The organism is Rhodoferax sp., assembly GCF_030646845.1.
Classification (GTDB): Bacteria; Pseudomonadota; Gammaproteobacteria; order Burkholderiales; family Burkholderiaceae_C; genus Rhodoferax.
The window spans coordinates 56,302-82,163 of sequence record NZ_JAUSLE010000063.1 but is presented as its reverse complement, the minus strand read 5'-3'; the positions used below and the strand labels follow the sequence as shown (position 1 = coordinate 82,163).

At 63.3% G+C, this 25,862-nt stretch carries 24 protein-coding genes; 15 read left to right on the top strand and 9 right to left on the bottom strand.

All coding sequences use genetic code 11. The features are described from left to right. The first annotated feature begins 15 nt into the window (after positions 1-15). The 13 genes from mraY (at position 16) to Q7T10_RS15345 (ending at position 13,236) form a co-directional block, all read left to right on the top strand. Positions 16-1,194 carry a phospho-N-acetylmuramoyl-pentapeptide-transferase gene (mraY, locus tag Q7T10_RS15405; RefSeq protein WP_304749975.1) on the top strand — a complete coding sequence of 393 codons (1,179 nt, stop codon included), beginning with the start codon at positions 16-18 and terminating at the stop codon, positions 1,192-1,194. Next, positions 1,191-3,017, top strand: coding sequence for a UDP-N-acetylmuramoyl-L-alanine--D-glutamate ligase (gene murD / locus Q7T10_RS15400; RefSeq protein ID WP_370653783.1), 1,827 nt, complete (start codon positions 1,191-1,193; stop codon positions 3,015-3,017). Before mraY ends, murD begins: the two co-directional genes overlap by 4 nt. Continuing rightward, on the top strand, positions 3,014-4,270 hold the full coding sequence (gene ftsW / locus Q7T10_RS15395; RefSeq protein ID WP_304749972.1) for a putative lipid II flippase FtsW: 1,257 nt from the start codon (positions 3,014-3,016) through the stop codon (positions 4,268-4,270). Before murD ends, ftsW begins: the two co-directional genes overlap by 4 nt. After that, complete coding sequence (murG, locus tag Q7T10_RS15390) at positions 4,267-5,358, top strand: undecaprenyldiphospho-muramoylpentapeptide beta-N-acetylglucosaminyltransferase (protein WP_304749969.1); 1,092 nt, start codon at positions 4,267-4,269, stop codon at positions 5,356-5,358. Before ftsW ends, murG begins: the two co-directional genes overlap by 4 nt. Beyond that, positions 5,355-6,788, top strand: a complete 1,434-nt coding sequence (gene murC, locus Q7T10_RS15385) for a UDP-N-acetylmuramate--L-alanine ligase (protein ID WP_304749966.1) — start codon at positions 5,355-5,357, stop codon at positions 6,786-6,788. Before murG ends, murC begins: the two co-directional genes overlap by 4 nt. Then, positions 6,785-7,783: a D-alanine--D-alanine ligase gene (locus Q7T10_RS15380; protein WP_304749964.1), complete on the top strand. Its 999-nt coding sequence runs from the start codon at positions 6,785-6,787 to the stop codon at positions 7,781-7,783. Before murC ends, Q7T10_RS15380 begins: the two co-directional genes overlap by 4 nt. Beyond that, entirely contained in the window at positions 7,780-8,565 is a 786-nt protein-coding gene (locus Q7T10_RS15375) for a cell division protein FtsQ/DivIB (RefSeq protein ID WP_304749961.1), read from the top strand. Before Q7T10_RS15380 ends, Q7T10_RS15375 begins: the two co-directional genes overlap by 4 nt. A 34-nt stretch (positions 8,566-8,599) precedes the next feature. Continuing rightward, positions 8,600-9,829, top strand: a complete 1,230-nt coding sequence (gene ftsA / locus Q7T10_RS15370; protein ID WP_304749959.1) for a cell division protein FtsA — start codon at positions 8,600-8,602, stop codon at positions 9,827-9,829. A gap of 141 nt (positions 9,830-9,970) precedes the next feature. After that, positions 9,971-11,206, top strand: coding sequence for a cell division protein FtsZ (gene ftsZ, locus Q7T10_RS15365; RefSeq protein WP_304749956.1), 1,236 nt, complete (start codon positions 9,971-9,973; stop codon positions 11,204-11,206). Positions 11,207-11,332: 126 nt separating this feature from the next. Further along, positions 11,333-12,256 (top strand): UDP-3-O-acyl-N-acetylglucosamine deacetylase, encoded by a 924-nt coding sequence (lpxC, locus tag Q7T10_RS15360; protein WP_304749953.1) that lies wholly within the window; start codon positions 11,333-11,335, stop codon positions 12,254-12,256. A 14-nt stretch (positions 12,257-12,270) separates the two neighbouring features. Beyond that, positions 12,271-12,447: a hypothetical protein gene (locus tag Q7T10_RS15355; protein ID WP_304749952.1), complete on the top strand. Its 177-nt coding sequence runs from the start codon at positions 12,271-12,273 to the stop codon at positions 12,445-12,447. A gap of 115 nt (positions 12,448-12,562) precedes the next feature. Continuing rightward, entirely contained in the window at positions 12,563-12,769 is a 207-nt protein-coding gene (locus tag Q7T10_RS15350; protein ID WP_304749949.1) for a dodecin, read from the top strand. Positions 12,770-12,798: 29 nt separating this feature from the next. Beyond that, on the top strand, positions 12,799-13,236 hold the full coding sequence (locus Q7T10_RS15345; RefSeq protein WP_304749946.1) for a universal stress protein: 438 nt from the start codon (positions 12,799-12,801) through the stop codon (positions 13,234-13,236). Positions 13,237-13,300: 64 nt separating this feature from the next. On the opposite strand, the gene ruvC is transcribed toward Q7T10_RS15345, so the two are convergent. The 9 genes from ruvC to Q7T10_RS15300 form a co-directional block, all read right to left on the bottom strand. Next, positions 13,301-13,849: a crossover junction endodeoxyribonuclease RuvC gene (gene ruvC / locus Q7T10_RS15340; protein WP_304749943.1), complete on the bottom strand. Its 549-nt coding sequence runs from the start codon at positions 13,847-13,849 to the stop codon at positions 13,301-13,303. Positions 13,850-13,891: 42 nt separating this feature from the next. Continuing rightward, complete coding sequence (locus Q7T10_RS15335) at positions 13,892-14,881, bottom strand: phosphatidate cytidylyltransferase (protein WP_304749941.1); 990 nt, start codon at positions 14,879-14,881, stop codon at positions 13,892-13,894. A 17-nt stretch (positions 14,882-14,898) separates the two neighbouring features. After that, positions 14,899-15,510 (bottom strand): 1-acyl-sn-glycerol-3-phosphate acyltransferase, encoded by a 612-nt coding sequence (locus tag Q7T10_RS15330; protein WP_304749938.1) that lies wholly within the window; start codon positions 15,508-15,510, stop codon positions 14,899-14,901. Positions 15,511-15,556: 46 nt separating this feature from the next. Then, entirely contained in the window at positions 15,557-16,315 is a 759-nt protein-coding gene (locus tag Q7T10_RS15325) for a transglycosylase domain-containing protein (protein WP_304749936.1), read from the bottom strand. Continuing rightward, complete coding sequence (gene aroE, locus Q7T10_RS15320; protein WP_304749934.1) at positions 16,312-17,145, bottom strand: shikimate dehydrogenase; 834 nt, start codon at positions 17,143-17,145, stop codon at positions 16,312-16,314. The genes Q7T10_RS15325 and aroE overlap by 4 nt, the downstream gene beginning before the upstream one ends. A gap of 39 nt (positions 17,146-17,184) precedes the next feature. Next, positions 17,185-18,036 carry an energy transducer TonB gene (locus Q7T10_RS15315; RefSeq protein ID WP_304750245.1) on the bottom strand — a complete coding sequence of 284 codons (852 nt, stop codon included), beginning with the start codon at positions 18,034-18,036 and terminating at the stop codon, positions 17,185-17,187. 2 nt (positions 18,037-18,038) lie between these two features. Continuing rightward, on the bottom strand, positions 18,039-20,108 hold the full coding sequence (locus tag Q7T10_RS15310; RefSeq protein ID WP_304749931.1) for a ribonuclease catalytic domain-containing protein: 2,070 nt from the start codon (positions 20,106-20,108) through the stop codon (positions 18,039-18,041). Between the two features lie 54 nt (positions 20,109-20,162). After that, positions 20,163-20,768: a YqiA/YcfP family alpha/beta fold hydrolase gene (locus Q7T10_RS15305; protein WP_304749930.1), complete on the bottom strand. Its 606-nt coding sequence runs from the start codon at positions 20,766-20,768 to the stop codon at positions 20,163-20,165. Positions 20,769-20,906: 138 nt separating this feature from the next. Then, positions 20,907-23,159 carry a hypothetical protein gene (locus Q7T10_RS15300; RefSeq protein ID WP_304749927.1) on the bottom strand — a complete coding sequence of 751 codons (2,253 nt, stop codon included), beginning with the start codon at positions 23,157-23,159 and terminating at the stop codon, positions 20,907-20,909. A 118-nt stretch (positions 23,160-23,277) separates the two neighbouring features. On the opposite strand from Q7T10_RS15300, the gene Q7T10_RS15295 reads away from it, so the two are divergent. Both Q7T10_RS15295 and Q7T10_RS15290 read left to right on the top strand, forming a co-directional pair. Then, complete coding sequence (locus Q7T10_RS15295) at positions 23,278-23,967, top strand: LuxR C-terminal-related transcriptional regulator (protein WP_370653782.1); 690 nt, start codon at positions 23,278-23,280, stop codon at positions 23,965-23,967. 35 nt (positions 23,968-24,002) lie between these two features. After that, a complete protein-coding gene (locus tag Q7T10_RS15290) occupies positions 24,003-25,850 on the top strand; it encodes a sensor histidine kinase (RefSeq protein ID WP_304749922.1) in 1,848 nt (615 codons plus the stop codon). Positions 25,851-25,862: the final 12 nt, after the last annotated feature.

Below are 25,862 nucleotides of genomic sequence, written 5' to 3'. Positions count from 1 at the left end.
ACACAGGAGTGCGCAATGCTTTTGAGCCTTGCCCAGTGGCTTCAGTCACTGTCGCCCGAATTCGGATTCTTCCGGGTGTTCCAGTACCTGACCTTCCGTGCCGTGATGGCCGCGCTGACGGCGCTGTTGATGGGGCTGGTGGCCGGGCCTTTTGTCATTCGCCGTCTCGCCGAGCTGAAGATTGGCCAGCCCATTCGTGGCTATGGCATGGCTTCGCACATGAGCAAGAGTGGCACACCCACCATGGGCGGGGTGCTGATCTTGCTGTGCATCGCCGTCTCCACGCTTCTTTGGTTTGACCTGAGCAACCGGTTCGTGTGGATCGTGCTGCTGGTCACACTGGGTTTTGGTGCGATCGGCTGGGTTGACGACTGGCGCAAGGTGGTGCACAAGGACCCCGAGGGCATGCGCTCACGGGAGAAGTATTTCTGGCAATCGCTCATCGGCCTCGTGGCAGCGTTGTACCTGGTGTTCAGTATTTCCGAGAGCTCCAATCTGCGCGTGCTGGAGCTGTTCATGAAATGGGTGCAGTCGGGTTTTGACATGAGCCTGCCGCCCAAGGCCGGCCTGATGCTGCCCTTCTTCAAGGAAGTCAGCTATCCGCTTGGCGTGCTGGGCTTTGTCATCCTGACCTACCTTGTCATCGTCGGCTCCAGCAACGCCGTGAACCTCACCGATGGCCTGGATGGTCTGGCCATCATGCCGGTCGTGATGGTCGGTTCGGCGCTGGGTATTTTTGCGTATGTAACTGGCAGCGCCGTCTATTCCAAATACCTGTTTTTCCCGCACATTCCGGGGGCCGGTGAATTGCTGATCTTCTGCGCGGCCATGGCCGGGGCGGGTCTGGCATTTCTGTGGTTCAACACCCATCCAGCCCAGGTGTTCATGGGCGACGTGGGTGCCCTGGCACTGGGCGCCGCTTTGGGCACGATCGCGGTGATCGTACGCCAGGAAATCGTGCTGGCCATCATGGGCGGCATCTTCGTGGTGGAAGCCTTGTCCGTCATGCTGCAGGTGACGTACTTCAAATACACCAAGAAGAAGTACGGTGAAGGGCGCCGCATTTTGAAGATGGCCCCGCTGCATCACCACTTCGAGAAAAGCGGCTGGAAAGAGACCCAGGTCGTGGTTCGTTTCTGGATCATCACCATGCTGCTGTGCCTGGTTGGCCTGTCAACCTTGAAGCTGAGATGAATCCGCACGACCCGCTCGTTCCTGGCGAAGAATCCATGCGGCCTCCCGAGGCTGCGGTGGAGGCGCACGCGCAGTCAGCGGCGGTGCCGGTCGAAGCTGCTTCTCCTCCCCTTTCAAACGTTCAGCCCACCACCCTGACGGCGGCGCGCGATGCAGCGGCCTTTGTGGCCCGGATGTTTGTCGAAGTGAGCGCGCCCGAGCAAGCGTCTGTGCAGGCAGAGCCTGGGCCCACCGTATCGGAAGACGTGCCTGGGCAAGTGTTGGCGCAAAACGCTGCACCTCAGGACCAGCCATGCGCGGATTTCTTGCCCCTGCAGGGCCAGAGCATTCTGATTCTGGGCCTGGGTGCTTCCGGTCTGGCGATGGCGCGCTGGTGTGTGCGTTGCGGTGCGGCTGCCGTTACGGTGGCAGACACGCGCGCTGCGCCGCCGCAGCTGCCCGTGCTGCAACAGGAACTGCCCCAGGTGCGCTTTGTGTCCGGGGCGTTCGATGCGGCACTGGTCGAGGGGCAGGGGCTGCAGGCGGTGTACCGCTCGCCGGGCCTGAGTCCCGAAGCGGTGGCGCCGGTCGTCATGGCGGCCCGTGCAGTGGGTATTCTTGTGGGGGCCGAATTGAGTTTGTACGCCATGGCCTTGCAGGCGCTGCGGACCTCGCAGGGCTATGCGCCCGCGGTCCTGGCCATCACCGGCACCAATGGCAAGACCACGGTCACATCGCTCACGGGGCAACTGATCGCTCATGCGGGCAAAACGGTGGCGGTGGCCGGCAATATCGGCCCCACGCTCCTGGACACGCTGGCCGCTCACATCGATGCGGGCACCCTGCCTGCGGTCTGGGTGCTTGAGTTGTCCAGTTTCCAGCTCGATGGCGTGCAAGGTTTTGAGCCCACCGCTGCCGCGGTGCTCAACGTCACGCAGGACCACCTGGACTGGCATGGCAGCATGGCGGCCTATGCCAGCGCCAAGGCGAACATCTTTGGCCAGCAGGGCCTGATGGTGCTCAATCGGGAAGACCCGCTGGTCATGGCGATGCTGCCTGAACCCGTCAGAGTGAAACTGCAGCGCCCGGTCGTGCGCCCCTATGTCACGTTCGGGGGCGACATGCCGCAGCGTCCTGGCGACTTCGGCATCGAGCAGGTCAATGGCATGGTGTGGCTGGTGCGAGCCCTCGAGGCTGATGAGACCCGGCGCAAACGCAACGAGGCGCAGGAAGAGATTCACATCCAGCGCCTGATACCCGCCGATGCCTTGCGTATCCGGGGACGGCACAACGCAGTCAACGCGCTGGCGGCGTTGGCACTCGCCACGGCGGCGGATTGCGCCCTGGGTCCGATGCTCTATGGCCTGCGCGAGTACCGGGGCGAGCCGCACCGGGTGGAGCCAATCGGCATCCTCAACGGGGTGGAATTCTTTGACGACAGCAAAGGCACCAATGTGGGCGCCACTGTGGCAGCCCTCAGTGGCCTGGGCGCTGATCGCAAGGTGATCGCCATCATGGGCGGCGAAGGCAAGGGGCAGGACTTCTCGCCGCTGGCCGAGCCGGTGTCACGCTATGCGCGCGCGGTGGTGCTGATCGGGCGCGACGCCCCGCAGATTCGGGCCGCGCTGGAGGCCTGCGGCGTGCCGCTGGTGGATGCGGCGTCCATGGTGGAGGCGGTGGCTCAGGCCAACCGGCTGGCGCACGCCGGGGATGCCGTGCTGATGTCGCCGGCCTGCGCCAGTTTTGACATGTTCGACAACTACGAACACCGCGCCCAGGTGTTCATTGATGCGGTCAGCGAACTGGCCAGTTCGGCAGGCGTTCAGATGGAGGGCGGTCTGTGAGTGGACTAAGCCAGCGCCTGTCGGGATGGTTCGCGGCCCTGACCAAGCCGGCGGGGGATGTCCTGCCCGTGCGCCTGGGCGCGACGCGGCGCGCAGCCACTGGCAGTGTTCCGACGCGTGAGACCGGATTTGACCAGGCGCTGGTCTGGGTCACGGTGGCATTGCTGGCCTGGGGGCTGGTGATGGTGTACTCGGCGTCGATTGCGATGCCGGAAAACCCGAGGTTCGCCAAGTACACCCATACCTATTTCCTGACGCGCCATCTGATGTGGCTGGCCATCTCTTTTGTTGCGGCGCTGCTGGCTTTTCAGGTGCCGGTGGCGACCTGGGAAAAGGCGGCGCCCTGGCTGTTTGTGGTGTCCCTGGTCCTGTTGGCCGCGGTCTTGATACCGCATGTCGGCAAGGTGGTCTATGGTGCGCGTCGCTGGATTTCCCTGGGGCCTCTGAGTTTCCAGCCCTCCGAGCTGGCGAAATTCGCCGTGCTGCTATACGCGGCGGACTACATGGTGCGCAAGATGGACGTCAAAGAGCGTTTTTTCCGTGCGGTGGCGCCCATGGGTGTCGCCGTGGCGGTGGTCGGAATGCTGCTGCTGGCCGAGCCTGATATGGGCGCCTTCATGGTGATCGCCGTCATTGCCATGGGCATCCTGTTCCTGGGCGGCGTCAATGCCCGCATGTTCTTCCTGATCGCCACCGTGCTGGTGGTCGCTTTCGGGCTGATGATTGCCCTGAGCGACTGGCGGCGCGAGCGCATCTTTGCCTACCTCGACCCCTGGAGCGAGAAGAACGCACTGGCCAAAGGCTACCAGCTCACCCATTCGCTGATTGCCATTGGGCGCGGCGAGATTTTTGGCGTCGGCCTGGGCGGCAGCGTCGAGAAACTGCACTGGCTGCCCGAGGCCCACACCGATTTTCTGCTGGCCGTCATCGGGGAAGAGTTCGGCCTGGTAGGTGTCGTCTGCGTCATTGGCCTGTTCCTCTGGCTGACCCGCCGCATGATGCACATCGGGCGTCAGGCCATTGCGCTGGACCGGGTATTTGCCGGGCTGGTGGCGCAGGGCGTGGGCATCTGGATGGGGTTCCAGGCCTTCATCAACATGGGTGTGAACCTGGGGGCGCTGCCCACCAAAGGGTTGACCTTGCCGCTGATGAGTTACGGTGGCTCGGCCATTCTCGTCAACATGGTGGCCCTGGCTGTCGTATTGCGCATTGACTACGAAAACCGCACCCTGATGCACGGAGGCCGGGTATGAGCGCAGCATCGTCACCCCGCTGTGCGCTCGTTATGGCCGGCGGCACCGGCGGCCATATCTTCCCGGGCCTGGCCGTGGCACAGGCTTTGCGTGAGCGCGGCTGGCGGGTGCACTGGCTCGGCGGCTCGGGCAGCGCGTCGCAGCCGAGCATGGAAAGCCGGTTGGTGCCGCCCCAGGGGTTTCCTTTTGAAGCGCTTGACTTCTCGGGTGTGCGTGGCAAGGGGTTCAGGACTCTGGTCATGTTGCCCTGGCGCCTGCTGCGGGCTTGCTGGCAGAGCATTCAGGTGCTGCGCCGCGTCAAGCCTGATGTGGTGGTGGGGCTGGGCGGCTACATCACGTTCCCGGCCGGCATAATGAGCGTCTTGCTGGGCAGGCCGCTGATCCTGCACGAACAGAACTCAGTTCCCGGCATGGCCAACAAGGTACTGGCGTCAGTGGCCAAGCGCATCTTTACCGCTTTCCCCAATGTCATGAAAAACGGGCACTGGGTGGGCAACCCCTTGCGTCCCGCCTTCATCGGGGGTGCCGAGCCGGCCACCCGTTTTGCCGCGCGCAGCGGACCCTTGCGCGTGCTGGTGGTCGGGGGCAGCCTGGGCGCACGTGCCCTGAACGACATCGTGCCGCGTGCGCTGGCCCTCATACCACCAGGCCAACGCCCGGTGGTCATCCACCAGAGCGGCGCCGCCCAGATCGACGCCCTGCGCGCCAACTACACCGCCGCAGGTGTGCAGGCGGAACTCACGCCTTTCATTGATGACACCGCGCAAGCCTTTGCCGATGCCGATCTGGTGATCTGCCGTGCCGGTGCCAGCACCGTGACGGAACTGGCGGCAGTGGGCGCGGCGGCCCTGTTCGTGCCCTTTCCGTCTGCCGTGGACGACCACCAGACCACCAACGCGCGGTTTCTGGTCGACCAGGGTGCGGGCTGGCTGGTGCCCCAGCATGAGCTGACGCCCGAGTGGCTTGCCGCCATGCTACAAAAAACAGAGCGTTCGACGCTGCTCGCGTGCGCTCTACAGGCCAAAAAACTGGAAAGAATTGACGCGACCGCGAAGATCGTGGCCGCATGCGAGGAGTTGAGTCAATGAAACATGCTGTGCGCCATATTCATTTTGTGGGCATTGGCGGCGTCGGCATGTCAGGCATCGCCGAAGTGCTGTTCAATCTGGGCTACACCATTTCGGGTTCCGACCTGGCGGAGAGCGCTACCTTGAAGCGCCTCGCCAGCCTGGGCATCCAGACCCATGTGGGTCATGTGGCCGCCAACGTGTCCGGTGCGGACGCAGTGGTTATTTCAACCGCCGTGCAAGCGGACAACCCTGAAGTGCTTGCGGCCCGCGAGAAGCGCATCCCCGTGGTGCCGCGCGCGCTCATGCTGGCCGAACTCATGCGGCTGAAGCAGGGCATCGCCATCGCCGGCACCCACGGCAAGACCACCACCACCAGCCTGGTCGCCAGCGTGCTGGCGGAAGCGGGGCTGGATCCCACCTTTGTCATCGGCGGGCGACTCAACAGCGCGGGGGCCAATGCCCGCCTCGGGCAGGGTGACTACATCGTGGTGGAAGCCGACGAGTCGGACGCCTCGTTCCTGAACCTGTTGCCAGTGATGGCGGTGGTGACCAATATCGACGCCGACCACATGGAGACCTACGGCCACGACTTTGGCCGCCTCAAGCAGGCGTTCGTTGATTTCCTGCACCGCATGCCTTTCTATGGCACGGCCATCCTGTGCACCGACGACGCCGCCGTGCGCGAGATCGTGCCGCAAGTCACCTGTCCGATCACGAGCTATGGCTTTGACGAGGGGGCCGAAGTACGGGCCGTGGCCGTGCGCGCGGTGGATGGACAAATGCACTTCACCGTGCAGCGTCGCAATGGCGTCGTGCTGCCGGACCTCCCGGTGGTGCTGAACCTGCCGGGTCGACACAACGTGCTCAATGCCCTGTCGGCGATTGCGGTGGCGGTGGAGCTGAACGTGCCCGACCTTGCGGTCCAGAAGGCACTCGCTGATTTCAAGGGGGTGGGCCGGCGCTTCCAGCGCTACGGCGAGGTGGCAGCGCGCGACGGCGGCGACTTCACGCTGGTGGACGACTACGGCCACCACCCGGTTGAAATGGCGGCCACCCTGGCGGCAGCACGCGGCGCTTTTCCAGATCGGCGTCTGGTGCTGGCGTTCCAGCCGCATCGCTACACCCGCACGCGCGACTGTTTCGAGGACTTCGTCAAGGTGATTGGACAGGCCGATGCGGTCTTGCTGGCCGAGGTGTACGCCGCCGGTGAGGCACCGATTGTGGCGGCGGACGGCCGCAGCCTGGCGCGTTCCCTGCGCGTGGCCGGTCGCATCGAACCGGTCTTTGTCGATGACATCGTCGACATGCCGCAGGCCATTCTTGACAACGCCCGGGCGGGTGACGTGGTGCTGTGCATGGGCGCGGGCTCCATTGGCGCCGTGCCCGGGAAGATTCTTGAGATGCTACAAAATTCAGAGCAACTACCGCAGGAAACACGAGGGCTATGAGTCATTCTGATATAAATTTTGGCAAGGTCGCCGTGCTCATGGGCGGAGCGTCCGCGGAGCGGGAAGTCTCCCTCATGTCGGGCCAGGGCGTGCTGCAGGCCCTGATCTCGCAAGGGGTGGATGCCCATGCCTTCGACCCCGCGCAGCGGGACCTGGCCGAGCTCAAACGCGACGGCTTTGCGCGGTGCTTCATCGCATTGCATGGCCGCTTTGGTGAAGACGGCACGGTGCAGGGCGCCCTGGAGTTGCTGGGCATTCCCTACACCGGCTCGGGCGTGATGGCCTCCAGCATCGCCATTGACAAGGTCATGACCAAACGCATCTGGCGTGCCGAGGGCCTGCCCACGCCGGCGTGGCACCAGGTGGACAGTGCGGCAGCCACCGCCCAGGCCCTGGCCGAATTGGGCAGCCCCATGATCGTGAAACCCGCGCGCGAAGGCTCCACGATTGGGCTGACCAAGGTCACCGCACTGGAGCAGTGTGCTGCCGCGTACGCGCTGGCGGCGCAGCATGACACCGAAGTACTGTGTGAACAGTTTGTCAGTGGCGATGAGGTGACCATTGCGGTCCTGGGCACTGGCGCGACTGCCCGGGCGCTGCCAGTGATCCGCATCGTGGCGCCTGAAGGCAACTACGACTACCAGAACAAATACTTCACCGACACCACGCAGTATCTGGTGCCGTGCGGCCTGCCGGCGGGTGAAGAGGAGGCCATTCAAGCGTTGGTGCTCAAGGCCTATCGGGTGCTCGGCTGCCGCGGTTGGGCCCGTGCCGATGTGATGATTGATGCCGGCACGCGCACCCCCTACCTGCTGGAGATCAATACCTCGCCTGGCATGACCGGGCACTCGCTGGTACCCATGGCCGCCAAGGCGACCGGCATCAGCTATCCGGCGCTGTGTGTGGAGGTGTTGCGGCATGCCACGCTGGACTACGCGGCGACAAGCACTGACGCCGGCAACGGGCCGTCGGGCCAGGCAGGGGTCTCGTCATGAAAGAAACCCTGTCCATGCCCGTTGACGTGAAACTCATGAACATGACGGCATCGGCCCTGTTCGTGGCGTTTGCGTTGATGGTCGTGGCTGCGGTAACGGGGTGGGCCTCGCGTCATCCCATGTTTGCCATACGTGGCATCTCGGTGTCCGGCGAGGTGACGCACAACAATGCCGTCACCCTGCGGGCCAATGTGGCGCCCCGGCTGAATGGCACTTTTTTTACGATGGATCTCACCCGCGCCCGGCTCGCCTTTGAATCAGTGCCCTGGGTCCGCCAGGCGGTGGTGCGTCGCGAGTTCCCCAATCGCCTGAAGGTGCTCCTGCAGGAGCATCAGGCGGTGGCGTATTGGGGAGTCGAGGGCGAGTCCCGGCTGGTCAACAGTTTTGGCGAAGTGTTTGAAGCCAATGTGGGCGAGGTCGAGCAGGAGGCTTTGCCCCGGCTGAACGGCCCGGATGGCCAGGCCGCGCAGGTGCTCTCCATGTACCAGACGCTACAGCCACTGTTTGAAGCGATGGAGATGGACTTGGAGCACCTTGAGCAAACCGGTCACGGCGGCTGGCGCGCACGGCTGGATAACGGCGCTGCGCTGGAACTCGGCGGCGGCTCGACGGACGAGGTGCTGGCCCGCACGCAACGATTCCTCAAGACGCTAACCCAGGTGACGGCGCACTATGGACGACAGCCGGACGCCCTGGAGACGGCAGATTTACGGCATGAAGACGGATATGCCATCCGCTTGCGGGGCGTGACCACGCTGGCGGCGGAAGTGCAGAAAAAGTAGTTGGACAGCGGCAATAGAAGCAACAGGTGAACATATGGCGAAAGAATACAAAGATCTGGTCGTAGGGCTGGACATTGGCACCGCCAAAGTGATGGTGGTGGTGGCCGAAGTGCTGCCCAATGGTGAGCTCAAGCTCGCCGGGCTGGGCATTGCGCCCAGCAACGGCCTCAAGCGCGGCGTGGTGGTGAACATCGACGCCACGGTGCAAAGCATCCAGCAGGCGCTGAAGGAGGCCGAGCTGATGGCCGACTGCAAGATCACCCGGGTCTACACCGGCATCACCGGCAGCCACATCCGGGGCATCAACTCGCACGGCATGGTGGCCATCAAGGACCGCGAGGTGACCGCCGCCGACGTGGCGCGCGTGGTGGAAACCGCCAAAGCCATCAACATCTCGACCGACCAGCGCCTGCTGCTGGTGGAGCCGCAGGAGTTCATCATTGACGGCCAGGACGTGAAGGAGCCCGTCGGCATGAGCGGCATCCGTCTTGAAGCCAAGGTCCATATCGTGACCGGCGCGCAAAGCGCGGCCGAGAACATCATCAAGTGCGTGCGCCGCTGTGGCCTGGAGGTTGAGCAGCTCATGCTCAATCCGCTCGCCAGCAGCCTGTCGGTGCTGACCGAAGACGAGCGTGAGCTGGGCGTGGCCCTGGTGGACATTGGCGCGGGCACCACCGACGTGGCGATCTTCACCAACGGCGCCATTCGCCATACCGCTGTCATTCCGATTGCCGGCGACCTGATCACCAGCGACATTGCGATGGCGCTGCGCACACCGACCAAGGACGCTGAAGAGATCAAGGTCGAGAGCGGCTATGCCAAGCAGTTGCTGGCCGACCCTGACTCCCAGGTCGAGGTTCCCGGCCTCGGCGATCGCGGCCCACGCATGCTGAGCCGCCAGGCGCTGGCTGGGGTCATTGAGCCGCGAGTCGAAGAGATCTTTTCCCTGGTGCACCAGATCCTGCGCGAGTCCGGCTTTGAGGAAATGCTGTCCAGCGGCATTGTGCTCACGGGGGGCAGCTGCATCATGCCCGGCATGGTGGAACTGGGCGAAGACATCTTCCTCAAGCCGGTGCGTCGTGGCATTCCCAAGTACTCCAGCGCGCTGTCCGACATGGTGGCCCAGCCCCGCGCGGCCACCGTCATGGGTTTGCTTGAAGAGGCCCGCATGGCGCGCCTGCGCGGCTTCAAGGTGGCGCAAAAAAACGGCTCCATGAAAACCGCTTTCGGCCAGGTCAAGGACTGGTTTGTGGGGAACTTCTGACCATGCAATCCAAACTCTGGCTCGCACGGGAAAGCCCGCACTGGCGATGGCGATGCACCGATCCGCCATCGCCATGTGACCCAAAAATGATCCCAACCACTTTCGGCAACTGCCAACTATTTGAAACTCAAGGAGAAGAAAATGCCTATCGAAATGATTGAAGAAGAAGCGTTTAACCAGGGCACCCAGATCAAGGTGATCGGCGTCGGTGGCGGCGGCGGCAACGCCGTGGGCCACATGATCGACTGCGCAGTGCAGGGCGTGCAGTTCATCTGCGCCAATACCGACGCACAGGCCCTGAGCCGCAGCGATGCGCACCAGACCATTCAACTCGGCACCAGCGGCCTGGGCGCCGGCAGCAAACCCGACAAGGGGCGTGAAGCCGCTGAGCTGGCTGTGGACGACATTCGCGCGGCCATCGAAGGCGCGCACATGCTGTTCATCACGGCCGGCATGGGCGGCGGCACGGGCACGGGCGCGGCGCCTGTCATTGCCCGCGTGGCCCGCGAAATGGGCATTCTGACGGTGGGCGTGGTGACCAAACCGTTTGATTTCGAAGGCGGGCGCCGCATGACCAACGCCGACAGTGGCCTGGCCGAGCTGGAGGCGAATGTCGACTCGCTGATCGTGGTGCTCAACGAGAAGCTGCTTGAAGTGCTGGGCGACGACGTGACCCAGGACGAGGCCTTTGCCCATGCCAACGATGTGCTGAAAAACGCTGTCGGCGGCATCGCCGAGATCATCAATGTGCCTGGCCACGTGAACGTCGACTTTGAAGACGTGCGCACCGTGATGGGCGAGCCCGGCAAAGCCATGATGGGCACGGCTGTGGCCTCCGGTCCTGACCGCGCGCGCATTGCGGCTGAGCAGGCGGTGGCCTGCCCCCTGCTCGAAGGCATTGACCTCTCGGGTGCCAAGGGCGTGCTGGTGCTGATCACCGCTGCCAAAGGCTCCCTGAAACTCAGCGAGTCCAAGCTGGCCATGAACACGATTCGTGCTTATGCCTCACCCGATGCCCATGTCATTTACGGCACCGCCTACGACGACAACCTGGGCGACGAGATCCGCGTCACCGTGGTGGCCACCGGCCTGAGCCGCCAGGGCGCCCGCCGCACGGCGCCACCGCTGCAGGTGCTGCGCACCGGCACCGACAACGTGCCCTTTCACGTGCCTACGATGAACATGCAGGTGGGCGGCTCGGTTTCCGCCTCAGGTGCGCCGTCCGGCATGACCCAGCCTGACTACCACTCGATGGCGACGCCCAGCGTCTGGCGTACCCGTGACCGCACGCAGGCCGCGGCCAAGGTGGATGCGCTGGCCAGCGGGGGGATGGACGACTTCGAAATCCCGGCTTTCCTGCGGAAACAGGCAGATTGATATAGCCCCCACGCTTGTCGCTTCGCGTATTGCGCTGCCCCCCGAGGGGGCTAATTCCCCTTGGGGCGGCGCGGCGGGGAATTGCCCTCGCGCCAGCCAAGGCAGGTAACTTCTAAAATGGCGACTGTGCTGAAACAACGTACCCTCAAGTCCCTGACCCGCGCCGTTGGCGTCGGGCTGCACAGCGGCCAGCGGGTGGAGCTCACCCTGCGGCCCGCGCAGCCTGACACCGGCATCGTGTTCCGGCGGGTCGACCTGCCCGAGCCGGTGGACATTCCGATCTCGGCATTGGCCGTGACGGACACGCGGCTGGCCTCCACGATTTCCGCCGGCGGTGCGAAGGTGCACACGGTGGAGCATCTGATGTCGGCCTGCGCCGGATTGGGCGTCGACAATTTGTACGTGGACATCACGGCCGAAGAGGTTCCCATTCTGGACGGCTCGGCGGCGTCGTTCGTGTTTCTGCTGCAAAGCGCCGGTATCGAACTGCAAAATGCCCCGCGCCGCTTCATCCGTCTGACCAAGCCGGTCGAAGTGCGTGAAGGTGAGGGCGCGTCCGAGAAGTGGGCCCGGCTGGAGCCCTACCATGGCTACAAGCTCAGCTTTGAGATCGACTTTGATCACCCGGCCGTCGATGCCACCGGCCAGCGCGTGGTGTTCGACATGAGCACCGACTCCTATTCCAAGGACATCGCCCGTGCCCGCACCTTCGGATTCACCAAAGATGTGGAGATGATGCGTGCCAACGGCCTGGCCCTGGGTGGCGGGCTGGACAACGCCATCGTGATGGACGACTACAAGGTGTTGAATGCCGAGGGTCTGCGTTACGACGACGAGTTCGTCAAACACAAGATCCTCGACGCCATGGGTGACCTCTATCTGGTGGGCAAGCCCATGCTGGCCAGCTACAGTGCGCGTCGCTCCGGCCACGCGCTGAACAACAAGCTGCTGCGCGAACTGCTGTCACGCACCGATGCGTGGGAAGTGGTGACCTTTGAAGACGAGAAGCAGGCACCCAGGGGGTTCGCGCAACTGGCGCGCGCCTGGTAGCCCGACCTGAACCCATGCTGCTCTTTCGCTGGCTCATTCTCTTGCTGCTGCTGGGTGCCGTGGTGTGCTTTGCGTTTTTTGCGGCCACTGGCCAGGCCCGCTTCAAGCGCTACGGGTTGCTCACCCTCAAGTGGACGCTGATTGCCGCGTTTGGTTTTTTTGCGGTGCTGATCCTGGAGCGCATTGCCTGAAACGGCGTCTCGTGGCGGTCAGTGAAGGGGCACCGCAGGTCCTGATGTTTGAAGTTCCAGCGCAAAAGGCGTAGTATTTGATCCGGCAAACGGATCAACTCCTGGGAGCAAAACGATGAGCAACCATGTCTACAAGCAGCTGGAACTGACCGGCTCCTCCAGCGTCAGTATTGAAGATGCCGTGAGCACCGCCATCGCCAAGGCGCACGAAACGGTGCGGAATATCCAGTGGTTCACCGTTACCGAGACCCGGGGCCATGTGGTCGATGGCAAGGTGGCGCACTGGCAGGTGTCCCTGAAGATCGGCTTCACGCTGGAGTAGGTGCCAATAGCAGCGCCGGAAAGTGTGTCATGTACAAACGAATCTTGCTCGCCTACGATGGCTCCGCCCCTGGACAACAGGCCTTGCTGGACTGCCATGAAATTGCGCAGTGGAGCCATGCCGAGCTGACGCTCATTGCAGTGATGCCGCTGCCCCTGACCACCATTGGGCCTGAGAGTGGCGTGTACAGCGAGACGCTGCGGGAAAGCGAGAAGAAGCGCTACCAGACAATTCTTGATGCCGGCGTGCGCAGGCTGGCTGATGCCGGACTGAGCGCACGCGGCGAAGTCGTGATTGGGGATGCGGTGCACGAAATTGTGCGCTATGCCCGTGCGATCGAGGCCGACCTGATCGTGGTCGGCCACAAGCATCTGGACGGATGGGCGGCTCGTTGGTGGCGCGGCTCCGTCTCCAAGGCCCTGATCGAACACGCCCCGTGCAGCGTGCTGGTGGTGATCACGCATTGAAGCGGGCGCGGCGTCGTCCATCGGGCGTGGCGGTCGGTTGAGTTTTGGAGATGCACCGGTGCCCTTACCGGCTGCGCCCCGCCCTGTATTTGCCACTGCCGGTGCCAATGACCCCATCCGCCTGCGCCAGCCGCGCCAGGGCCGAGCCCGCATGGGCATGGGTGATTGCCAGGCCCAGCGCGTCGGCCGCGTCCGGGCCGGGCAGGCCGGGCAGGGTCAGCAGGCGGCGCACCATCTCCTGAATCTGGGTCTTCTCGGCGCGGCCATAGCCCACCACGGCCTGCTTCATCTGCAGTGCGGTGTATTCGGCCACCGGCAGATCAGAATGCACCAGCGCCGTGACGCAGGCGCCGCGCGCCTGTCCCAGCAACAAAGTGGATTGCGGATTGACGTTGACGAAGACGATTTCCACCGAGGCCGCGTCCGGCTCGTAGCGCCCGACCACTTCGCGGATGCCGTCAAACAGCACCTTGAGCCGTGCCGGCAATTGGCCCTTGTCCAGATGCATGGTGCTGATGGTGCCGCTGGCCACGTAGGTCAGCGCCGAGCCGTCCACATCAATCACGCCAAAGCCGGTGGTACGCAGGCCGGGGTCAATGCCAAGGATTCTCATTTGCTATAAGTTTAATAGCGCATTGCGCAATGAATACGGGGACTAGAGGCCAAAATACCATCGAACCGAATGAAAGAAGACGGGCGCGGCAAAGCACAGCGCATCGACCCGGTCCAGCAGGCCGCCCGCGCCGGTGACCGCCGTGCCCTGGCCGCGCCAGATCGGGATGCCGCGGTCGCGCTTGAGCGCTTTCATCACCAGATGTCCCAGCGACCCGGCCACGCAGGCTACAAACGACATCGCGAAGGCCTGGCCCGGCACAAAGGGGGTGATGCCCGCCAGCAGGGTGCCCAGGACACTGCCCACTGCAATGCCAATCCACCAGCTGGGCCAGTTGAAGCTGTGGCTGATGTTGGGTGCAGCAGGCGCCCGGCGCAGTCGGCGCGACGCCAGGTGCTGGGCGATCATGCAGGTCTGCACCACCAGCACCAGAAAGAAGACCAGGAAGGCGCTCTTGTTGTCGTAGTCGGGAAAGTCCAGCAGCAGCAGGGCCGGCACATGGCTCATGCCGTAGATGCACACCATGATGCCCCACTGCAGCTTGGCGTTGCGCTCCAGAAAGCGCTGCGGGTCATTGGCCAGTGCGCTGGTCACCGGAATCGCCAGAAACACATAGACCGGAATGAACACCGTGAACAGGTCAAAGTGCTCGGTGCCCACCAGCCAGTACTGGATGGGCAGCACGCCAAAAAAAGCCAGCACCAGGCTGCGATGGTCACCGCGTCGGGTGGGCGACAGGGTCATGAATTCGCGCAGCGCGAAAAACGACACGAAGCCAAACAGCGCGAGAGCCACCCAGTCGCCGGACAGCCAGCCAATCCAGAACACAAACACCATGAACCAGCTGGTCCGCAGCACGCCCTCAAAATTGTGCAGGTCGTTGCGCCGCTGCGAGGACGCCTCCGTCTCGTCGAACTCGCGCAAGGACATCAACACCGCGGCGATGCTGGCCAGCAGCAGGAGGCCAAACACGATGATGAAGAGGGCGCCGACCTGCTCGGTGGCGCTGAGGTTTTTCAGGTAGTGGTACATGGCGCTGATTCGTCCGCTCAGACGTCCCGCAGGGCGATGACGGCAGTGCGTGCCCGGTCCAGAAAGGCACGACGCTCTTCACCCGCCATCAGGTGAATCGGCGCGCCGAATGTCACCGAGCACAGCACCGGCACTGGCAGCACCTCGCCCTTGGGCATGACGCGCTGCACATTGTTGATCCAGGCCGGCACCAGCTCGACGTTGGGGAACCTGACGGCCAGGTTGTACAGCCCGGCCTTGAAGGGCTGCGGCTCCTCGGCGTTGCCGCGCGTGCCTTCCGGGAACAGGATGATGGAGTCGCCGTTGTCCAGCGCCTCAAAGAGGGGCTCCAGCGGGTCCTCCTCGGCGCTGCGGTCGCGCGATACATAGATGACGTTGAACACGGCCGTGGTAAGCCATTGCTTGAAGGGGGTCTTGGTCCAGTAATCCTTGGCCGCGATGGCCCGGGTGCGGGCGCGCAGCTCTTTGGGCAACGCCGCCCAGATCATCACCAGATCGGCATGGCTCTGGTGGTTGGCAAAGTAGATGCGCTGCTCTGCCTTGGGCGGGCAGCCGTACCAGCGTGCCTGTGAGCCGGTCAAGACACGGACCAGGCCCAGCAGGAAGTAACCCATCAACTTGGCAAGCATGGCGTTGATGATACAGAGGGACGATGACGGCGCCGGCGCCGCCAGGTCAGGGCAATTCGGCGTCCGTCAGGCGGTTGACGATGACGCCGGCGCGTCCGGCAATGTAGCTGGAGTTGGGCAGTTTTTCAAAGTACTTGGGGCGCGGCAGCATCACGGCCAGCCGCGCGGCTTCATAGGTGCTCAGCTTGGATGCTGGCTTGCGAAAGTAATGCTGCGCCGCCGCCTCGGCGCCAAAGACGCCCTCGCCCCACTCGACACTGTTCAGGTAAATCTCCAGGATGCGTTCCTTGCTCAGCAAGGCCTCCAGCAGCAGGGTCAGCACGAACTCCTGGCCTTTGCGCAGCAGAGTGCGTTCGCCCGAAAGAAACAGGTTTTTTGCCAGCTGTTGCGTGATGGTGGAGCCGCCCACCACCTTGGGCGGGCGGGCCGCCGGTTTGCCTTTGGCCGGGGCTGCCCCTGGTTTTTTGGCGGCCTGTGCTTTTGCGACCTGGGCTTCAGCCTGGGCATTCTTTTGCCAGGCCTTCTCCAGGGCGTCCCAGTCCACCCCCTCATGGTAGGCAAAGCCATCATCCTCACTGGCGATGACGGCCCGCTTGAGGTTGCTGGAGATCTGCGGATAGGCCACCCACTGCTGGCGCCAGCGCAGCGTGCCTTTTTCATTCAGCAGTCGCCATGCCTCCGAGCGCTCGAAAGCGGTGGATTGCGGGTCCACCACCGCCATGGCTGCGATGCGGACCACAAAGAACAGCTGCAGCGCCAGCACCGCAGCTGCTAGCAAGCCGAGCCAGCGCAAGAATGGCTTCACGATGGCCCCATGACAGTGCGCAACTCCGCCAGCACCTGTCGCGAGGGCGGCAGCACGCCACGCCAGATCCGAAAAGCCTCAGCCGCCTGCTCCACCAGCATGCCCAGACCGTCACGCGGGGTGGCACCGTGCTCGCGCGCCCAGCTCATGAAATCCTGCGCCGCCGGCCCGTACATCATGTCGTAGGCCAGGGCGCCGGGCTTCAAGGTGCGGGCCGTCACCGGCACGCCAGCACCGCTCAGGCTGGAGGCGGTGGCGTTGATGATCACATCAAAATTGCCTGCCAGCCCTTGCAGATCCTGCGCGAGCAGCTCTGTTTTTTGTAGCGAAGCCAGGGCCAAATGGCGCGCCACCAGGTCTTGGGCTTTTGCCAGGGTGCGGTTGGCCACGGTGATGCTGGCGGGGCGCGCCTGGAGCAGCGGACCCAGCACGCCAGCGGCAGCGCCACCGGCGCCGATCAGCAGCAGGTGGCGGCCACTCAAATCCAGACCGGCGTTGCGCTCGATGTCATTGACCAGTCCCGCGCCATCGGTGTTGTCGGCAAAGATGCCGCCACCCTGGAAGCTCAACACGTTGCAGGCCCGGGCCAGCGTGGCGCGTTCACTGGTCTGGGTGGCCAGCGCCGCCGCTTCGAACTTGAACGGCACGGTGATGTTGCAGCCACGGCCGCCTTCTGCGACAAAGGCGCGCACTGCGGTGGCAAACCCGTCCAGCGGGATCAGTCGCTTGCCATAGTGCAGCTCTTGTCCGGTCAGCTCGGCAAAGCGCGCATGAATCCACGGCGATTTGCTGTGCTCCACCGGGTTGCCCATTACGCAATAGAGATCCATAGGAATAGTCGGCCTGAAAGAGTCGTTTTTGAAGGGTGTTCACTGTGACGTGAGCCGCGTTTCCAGCGTTTCGTCGCGGGTGAAATTGAAACGCGATACCACCACGATCTGGTCGGCCTTGCGGCGCATGGCCTCATTGAAACGGCCAAATGGTGCGGCATTGCGGGCGATGGCTTCGGCCCGTCGGTCCAGCGTGCGGTTGCCGGAGCTTTCCACGATCTCGGTCTTGAGAATCTGCCCGTCAAAATTGACGGTGACGATCATGGTCAGTTCGCCATACAGTTTCTTGCCAGCTGCCTCCGGGAAGTTCTCCGTGCCTTTGTCTTCGATGCGGCGGCGCAAGTGGTCGTAGTACACCGCGTACACCTCTTCCCGCGTGGCGGGGCTGATGTAGCGCTTCTTGGGCCGCGCATTTTCCTCGTTGATGCGCCGTTCGATCTCGGCCAGCAGCTTGATCAGCCGGCGCCGTTTTTGCTCACGCTCGGTCTGTTCCGGTGACGCACTGGGCTGCTTGGGGTCGGGTGGGGGCAAGGCGGCCAGCTGGCTCTTGACCTGGGCCAGCAGCAGGGTCTGCTGTTCCTGCAGGTTTTGCAGTTTGCGCTGGGCTTCTTCTTCGGTGTCGAATCCCGTTTCCGATTGCAGGGCCGGTGGCAAGGGGCTGGTCGCGCGGCCGCGCTCGGCGTCACCGCCGCCCGCCATCGACGCCTGGGCAATGGCGCGGGCCTTCTCCGGTCGCTCCGTGGTGCGCGCATTCACCAGAATGACTTCCAGGGGCGTGTCTTCAAACACGCGGTTGAACGCCTCGGGGTCCACAAAGCGCACCGTCAATAGCACGGCATGCACGGCGATCGAGGCGCCGAGTGCAAGCTGGAGAGGGCTGAAAGACCGCAGGTTCACGGGGCAGGATTATCGCTGGTGGCGGTGAGGGCGCCGGTGTCGTTCTCGGTCATGTCGACGGCAATCGCAATCGGGCCGGCCACGACGTCTTCCTCGTCCTCAACTTCGTCTTCCAGCGTAGCCGCCGTCTCGGCGACGGTATCCAGGCGGGCCACGACGGTGCCAGTCACATCGAGCGTGACTTCGTCAATATCGCCCAGCTTGACCCGCACCCGTGCGCCACGCGGCAAATCTTTGGCGCCCACCACCGGCAGCACCAGCGGCATGTCGTCGGCGCGCACCATGTTCTCCTTGAACACGGTGGCCTCGATCTCCGTGATGCCCTGCTGCTGCACATACTTGAGTATCCAGAAGCGTTCCATCGCACCCTGAAAACTGTTGTAGGCGAAGTAGGCCGAATCAAAGCTGGAGATGATGGAAAACAAGTCCGCGTCTTTTGGCTTGAATGGCGCCACCAGCGCCGCCGTCTTGCCATGGCGCGCGCAGGCAATGATTTGCCACTGGTTGACCAGGTCGGTATAGCGGCGCAGCGGCGAGGTGCTCCAGGCATAGCTTTTCACGCCAATGCCGGCATGCGGCAAGGCCTTGGTGCCCATGCGCACCTTGACGCCCGGCAACAGCGAGGCCTGGCTGCGGTAAATACCGGGCACGCCCAGCTCGGCCATCCAGCTGCCCCAGGTGCTGTTGGCCAGAATCATGGCCTCGGACACGATCAGGTCCAGCGGCGCGCCGCGCTGGCGGACGCTGATTTGCACTGTCTCATGGCCCTTGGGTTCGGCACCGTTGTTGCCAACCAGGCGGAAGTTGTAGTCGGGCCGGTTGAAAGTCTCGGGCTTGCCGCGCACCACTTCACGTTTGGCCTTCAGGTCCTTTGCCAGGCGATATAAAAATGATAGCTGCTCACGCTTATGCTGCAATGGCTGCGGGTCAATATCATGTGAGAACGCCGGGTCGTCCAGCCATTCGGTGGTGACGATCGCGTCCAGCTGGTCGTGTCGCAGGTTGGCACCGATGTGCACCCGTTCCAGCCGGGTTTCACTGCCCTGGATGGTCAGCGTGGCTTCGTCCAGCGTGACGTACAGCGAGACCGCCGGGCAGTCGCGCCCTTCCTGCAGCGTGTAGGTCTGCACCACGTCGTCGGGCAGCATGGTCACCTTGTAGCCTGGCATGTAGACGGTGGACAGGCGGTTGCGGCCCAACTGGTCGATCGGGCTGCCGGGCGTGATCGCCAGGCCGGGTGCGGCAATGTGAATACCCAGCACCACCGTGCCGCTGCCCAGGCCCTGCACCGACAGGGCGTCGTCAATCTCGGTCGTGGCGGAGTCGTCCACCGAGAAGGCGCGCGCCGGCGACAGGGGCAGCTCGTCACGGATGATCGGCGCCTCCAGCTTGGCGAAGCCCGTGCCCTTGGGAAAGTTCTCCAGCAGGAAGCGGCGCCAGTGGAACTGGTAGGGTGAATCGATGGCGCCGGCCTTGATCAGCAGCTCCAGTGGCCCCAGATGGGTGGCGCGTGATGCTTCGACCACGGCCTTGTATTCGGGCGCGTTCTTGTCGGGTTTGAACAGGATCTTGTAAAGCTGCTCGCGAATGGCTGCCGGGCACTCGCCCTGGCTCAGTTCCTTGACCCACTGCTCAATCTGCAAGGCGACTTGTTTCTTTTTCTCGATCGCGGCCAACGCCTGCGCAATGACCTCGGCGGGGGCCTTGCGAAAACGCCCCTTGCCGGCGCGGCGAAAGTAATGCGGCGCCTCAAACAGGCGCACCAGCGTGCCGGCCTGCTGCTCCAGCGTCGGTTTGTCACTGAAATACTCGCGCGCCAGGTCGGCAAAGCCGAATTCCTCCTCCGGGGCAAACTCCCAGGCCAACTCCAGCTCGATGGTCTGGCTGATGGCCTGTGCCGCCGCCAGCAACTGCGCCGGTGCCGGTTTCTCGAACTTCAGCAGGATGTTGGCGGCCTTGACCTTGACCCGCTTGCCGCTGTCCAGCTCCACCTGCGCAGAGGATTCCGCCTCCGACAACACCCGACCGGCCATGAATTTTCCGGCTTCTTCAAACAATAAGTACATAGGGAGAGATTGTCCCAGCAAAAAGGAGGGGGCGTCCGGGGCCCGAATGGGGGCTCAATCCAGGCCTAAAAACGCCAGAATCTCCGGCAAATGGTCCTCGAAGTCCGTGAGGGCGTGGTCGCTGCCCTGGAGCAGGCGCACGTGTGCCCCCGCGTACCGGGCCAGCATCTCGCGCCAGTCCAGCACTTCGTCACCCTTGGCGATCACCGCCAGATAGTGGTCCGGTTGGGCCAGGTCCGTGCACTGCAGGTCGCGCAGTTCCTGAACGTACCCGGGCTGGACGAAGAAGCGCTCCTGCGGGTCGTGCCAGCTGGTTTGCTCGCCGATGTGCTTCTCCAGATCGCGCGCCGGGTTGGCAGCCGGGTTGAGCAGCACCGCCCGGCAACCGGTCTGCTCGGCCACGCAGGTCGCATAGAAGCCGCCCAGCGAGGAACCGACCACGGCCATGGTTTCACGTGGCCAGTCGGCGATGCCGTCCATCACCAGCGCCATCGCTTCGCGCGGCGAGGGCGGCAGTTGCGGACACCACCAGCGAATCGCCGGCTGGTGGGCGGCCATATACCGGGCCATGCTGCGCGCCTTGGTGGACTGCGGTGAGGAGCGAAAGCCGTGCAGGTAGAGCAGGTGGGTGATGGGTTGCTGGGCATGAGTGGTGGGCATGGACAGGATGATAGAGGCGAAAAAAACCCGCCTGCGTCTGGGACGCGGCGGGCTTTGGCGCATTGCCCACGCCAGGTGGGTAGTTGAATTCGCCAACCGGGCATTTCATAATGCCGGATTGGCTGCGTATCGCTCGGATTAATTGGGATATGGCTGGCCGGATGAGGCCTGGTTGCCCAACACACTGGTGGTGACGCCAATGTAGCCGCTCGTTGCAGTCGTGAACTTAAACAAGGATTGACCGTTAGAGTCTTTTGCGGCGGATGCCAGGGAGTTGAGCCCAGACGTGGTGAAGGTGCAGGAAGTCTCGTGCCCCACCGCATTTTGCTCGGCACTCAGCACTTGGGTATTGGTTGCGGAATTCCACAAATACAAGCCGCAATTGTCCATTTTCGAGCCATAGATCGCAGACTGCGTGTAGTTAAACGTCACCTGGCCGTCAAGCAGCGTGTTTGTCAGGGCTAATAGTGCCGCAGACCCCGGCGGAGTGACGCTGGTCACGGTGGCGAAAAGACTGCTCTGGTTTGCTGCGGCGAAAGCCTTGGACAGTGGAACCGCATTGATTTGGAACGGGAAGGCGATAACTGGCCCGGTGCCTGTCCCGGTGCCTGGGACCTTCAAAGTCCAGACGTACAACTTGCCTGGGGCAACCTTGGTCTCGTCGATACACGGTGTGGTGACGCCCGCAGAACTGCCCGCCAAGTCCTGGCAGCTCTGCAGCGCTTCAGCGTCACCGTAAAAGCTACTTCCGGCGCCGGTTCCTGTGCTGTCGTCAAAACGCATTGCAGTGTGCCCTGTCGTCGGCATAATTAATTGCAGTTTTTGACCCGTGGTGATGCCATTGGAGAAATCACCAAAAGTGGTCAGGCCGGGGCCTCTTACATCGATCTTGGTGATGGCTGCATTTTCAGCAATCACATTTGCCTTCTGAATATGAAAGGCCCATTCGCGAAAAAATGTTGCAGCGCCAGTGCTGTCGATGTTTCGATGAATGCGGGCGTTCATGTGCATGTCCAGGTGCCCGCTGCCAGCCAGCTTCCAGCCGCCAGCGCAGCCTGTGGTGTCTGTCGTCTTGACCATTTTCCAGTTGTTCACGCCGGCATCGCCGGCAACGCGCAATTGCACCCATGCGCTGGTCGGAACACTATTGGTAAATGCCACCGCCGTGTTTCCTGATGTGACCCGGCTGCTAAACAAGTCAGCAACGCGCGTGGTCGAAGTCGATTGGGTAAATGTAGTGATTTCGGCAGGGCTTAGAGGGCTCATGTCGTGAGGCGACAGACCAACGGCTTCAATGGTCAGGCCGGGGATGGCCATGTCACCCGTGCCGGACAAGGCGCCTACGATGGCAGTTTTGTCTTCCGAAATTCCCAGAAGGAACGAGGCATCTACAAATTGGGCAACTTGTGTTGACGTAGGTGCAACAAACCCGGTCTTCGGATACAGCGCATTCAAGGACGCCAGGCAGGCGCGAATTTCTGGCAGCACAGTCGCCGCGGCAGTGGCCTTGGCGAGTTCTGTGGTTGACGGTGCGGTCGCCGTCGTGGTGGCCGTTTGGCCAGGGGTGCCCGGCAGAGTCACCGTTCCAAGGGACGTGTTGGTGGCAATCAGGGTGATGGTGGCCATGGCGCCCTGGGCGTCGGCGGGCGCGACCAGGATCTGATCCAGCACCGCATCCATGCCCGTACCGTTGGCTGTGAAGCTGTCGGTCAGGGGATTGGTGCCGGCCGGGTTGAGGGGCGCAATCATGGCTATGACCGCCTGAGTGGCGCTGGCCAGCGTGGCTGGCGTGGCGGCGGCGGTCAGCGCTGACAGGCAAGCGGGCGGTACCACAGTGGCCACCGGTGCACACAAACTCGTCAGCGAGCTGCCACCTGGTTGCCCTGAGGCTGTTGAAACGATGAGGTCGGTCAATGGGGTGATATTCACCGTTTGTCCGGCAGCTGTGGCAATCGAGTTGAGGGTGACCTGCTTGCCGCCGGCCGTGCCGGTGATACTCAGAATGAAAGGGGCCGTCATCCCGGCAACGTCAACAATGAAGGCGCCGAGTGCGCTGGTTGTCGCCGCCGGAGAGACCTTGCCGTTGATATCGATGGCAAAGACGCTGCCGGCGATTGGTGCACCGATGGCTGCGGTACCTGAAAGAGTGGTCGCCAGTGTCGGCGTTACGGTGGGTGTCGTGATGGCGCTACCGGTTGTGCTTCCACCGCCCCCACAGCCGTAAATCGTCAACAGCCCCGCGCTGGCGATGCCAAGCGCTAGTCGTTTCAGTGTAATTTTCATGAGAGCTTCCTGAGTTGTGTGAGACGCAGGTAGCTTGGATGCATGGTTTTGCGCTCCTTGACCTGCGTCACGAATGTTATTGGAGCCGTTTGAGTCGCGCCATCCCATGTCTATGGGATGAGCCGGCATAGCCAGCGCGGGCGCCGGCGGCTATGCTCGCGTCTGATTGAAAAACAGCAGGGCGAAGCGAGTGTGGCGTGTATTGATTGTTGAGGACGATCCGCAGATGCGGGAATTTTTCGCCGGCAGCGTGTCGCGTTGCGCCGAGTTGCAGGTGGCCGCGGCTGTCGGGACAGTGGCGGATGCGAAAGCCTGGCTGGATGACGATGCGAATACCCTTGACGTGCTGCTGACCGATCTGGGCTTGCCTGACGGCAGCGGGCTGGAGGTGATCCGGTATGCCATCCGGCTTCATCCGCACTGCGAGCCGCTGGTGATCTCCATGTTTGGTGATGAAGACAATGTGCTGGCCAGTATTGAGGCGGGCGCGCTGGGCTACATCCACAAGGACTCGACGCCTGACGACATTGCCCAGACGATTCTCGACATGCTGGCGGGAGCCTCGCCCATTTCGCCCATGATCGCGCGACGGGTATTGTCCAAATACCGGTCTGATCGCCGACAGAACAGCAGGGGTCAGGCCCCCGTGGCACAAGCGTCGGTAGCTATAAAAAACGAAGCAGTTGGCGGGCCTGATGGTGGACCACTGCGCGGCTTGCTGTCGCCACGCGAGCAGGAAGTGCTGGCGCTGATTGCCCGCGGCTTTTCCTACGCGGAAATTGCGCGTTTGCAGGGCCTGAGTGTGCACACGGTGCAAACCCACATCAAAAACCTTTATGGAAAACTGTCTGTTCACTCCAAAAGCGAGGCGGTGTTCGAGGCCACCCGCATGGGCTTGCTATCGCGGCATGATTGAATCTGGCGGCGCGGCGCAAGGCTAAGATGCGCTCAATGATGAGATTGTGGTGCGGTCTGTGGCGTGGGGTGTTGTCCGGGTTTGGCCTGCTGCTGGCATGTCTGAGCCTGCAGGCACAGGCCGCGACGCTTGAACTGCGCGAGGCGCAGGCGACCGTCACGGTTCAGGGGCAGGCGACGCGCCAGGCCGTCAGCCTGCCCTACCATTGGGACCGCCATCATAAGGGTCTGCCGGGACAAGCCACTTTTGAGATGTCGTTTGAACTCCCGGAGGTTCCGACGCTACCCTTCGGCCTGTATGTGCCCCGGCTGGGAAACGCCTATGAAATCTGGCTCAACGGGACGCTACTTCAGCGCAACGGTGACCTGCAGAACGGCAATGGAGCGGACTTCGCCAAAGGGCCTCGCCATATCGTGATCTCACCGGGCCTGCTGCGCACCAACAATCTGATTCGCGTGCATATCCGCGCCGACGTGGGTCGCCGTGGCGGTCTGGCAGCGTTGACCCTGGGGCCGGACGACGAAGTGCGTCCCATCTACCTGGGCGATTACCGCTGGCGCAGCACCGGCTCGCTCGTGGTGGTCATTCTGAGCCTGTTGATTGGCGTGGTGGCGCTGGCATTGTGGGCGACCCAGGTTGATGTCACGGGGCCGGGACGGCCCCGGCGCGACCCCTTGTACCTGTTTGCCGCCCTGGCCGAGCTGTGCTGGACGGTTAGCGTCAGCGACGTCATCATTGAGAATCCACCCGTTCCCTGGCCGTGGTGGGGCATGGTGACGCTTCTCTCCGTGACGGTGTGGATCGGCAGCATGATCCTGTTTTGCGTGGAGATCGCGGGCTGGGGCCGGCTCCCCATGGTCAGCTGGCTGCGCCGCTGGCTGGCGCTGCTGCTGGCGGCGAGTGTCGCGGCTGCTCTCGGCTCGCTGGCTTTTGGCCACCCCGTAACGATGACGCTCTTGTATGCGGCACTGGGGCTCACATCCCTGACCTTTGTCTCATTTTTCATCTGGAAGGCAGCGCGTGAGGCGTCGATCGCCCACCGGCTGGTCGCGGGTGCGCTGCTGTTGAATACGCTGGTGGGCTTGCGCGATCTGTACGTCTTCCGGCTCAGCCCGGTGTACGGCGGTAACACCTTGCTGCGCTACAGCTCGGTGCTGTTCGGATTGACGCTGGCCTACATCGTGATCACGCGCTTTCGCGCGGCCAGTGGCCAGGCGCGCGACCTCATGGTCAACATGGCGGCACGCGTGGCGCAGAAGGAGCAGGAGCTGGCGCAGACCTACCAGCGCGTAGAGCAGCTGGCCCGCGAGCAGGAGCGTACGGCCGAGCGCACGCGCATCCTGCGTGACATGCACGACGGTGTGGGGTCGCACATCAGCACGGCGATCCGTCAGCTGGAATCGGGACGGGCAAGCCAGGGCGAGGTGCTGCATACCCTGCGCGATTCACTGGATCAGCTCAAGCTCTCGATCGATGCCATGAATCTGCCGCCAGGCGACATCACCGCCTTGCTGGCCAACCTGCGCTATCGGCTGGAGCCGCGCTTCAAAGCCTCCGACATCGAGCTGCAGTGGGATGTGGACCTGCTCCCGCTGCTGCCCCGGCTTGATCACAAGGCGATGCGGCACCTGCAGTTCATGGTTTTTGAGGCGCTGTCCAATGTGCTGCAGCATGCGCACGCGAGCGTCCTGCGTATCGAACTGCGCACCATGCCCGGTGGCGGCGTCAAGCTGCTGGTGATCGACAACGGCTGCGGCTTTGAGCCCGACCGCGTGAAGCGCCGGGGCTTGAGTTCGCTGCGGGAGAGGGCCGCGGCCATTGAGGCGGGCCTGGTGATTGTGAGCGCCTCTGGCAGTACCGTGGTGGAAATCAGCCTGGATTGACCAGTCGCGGGA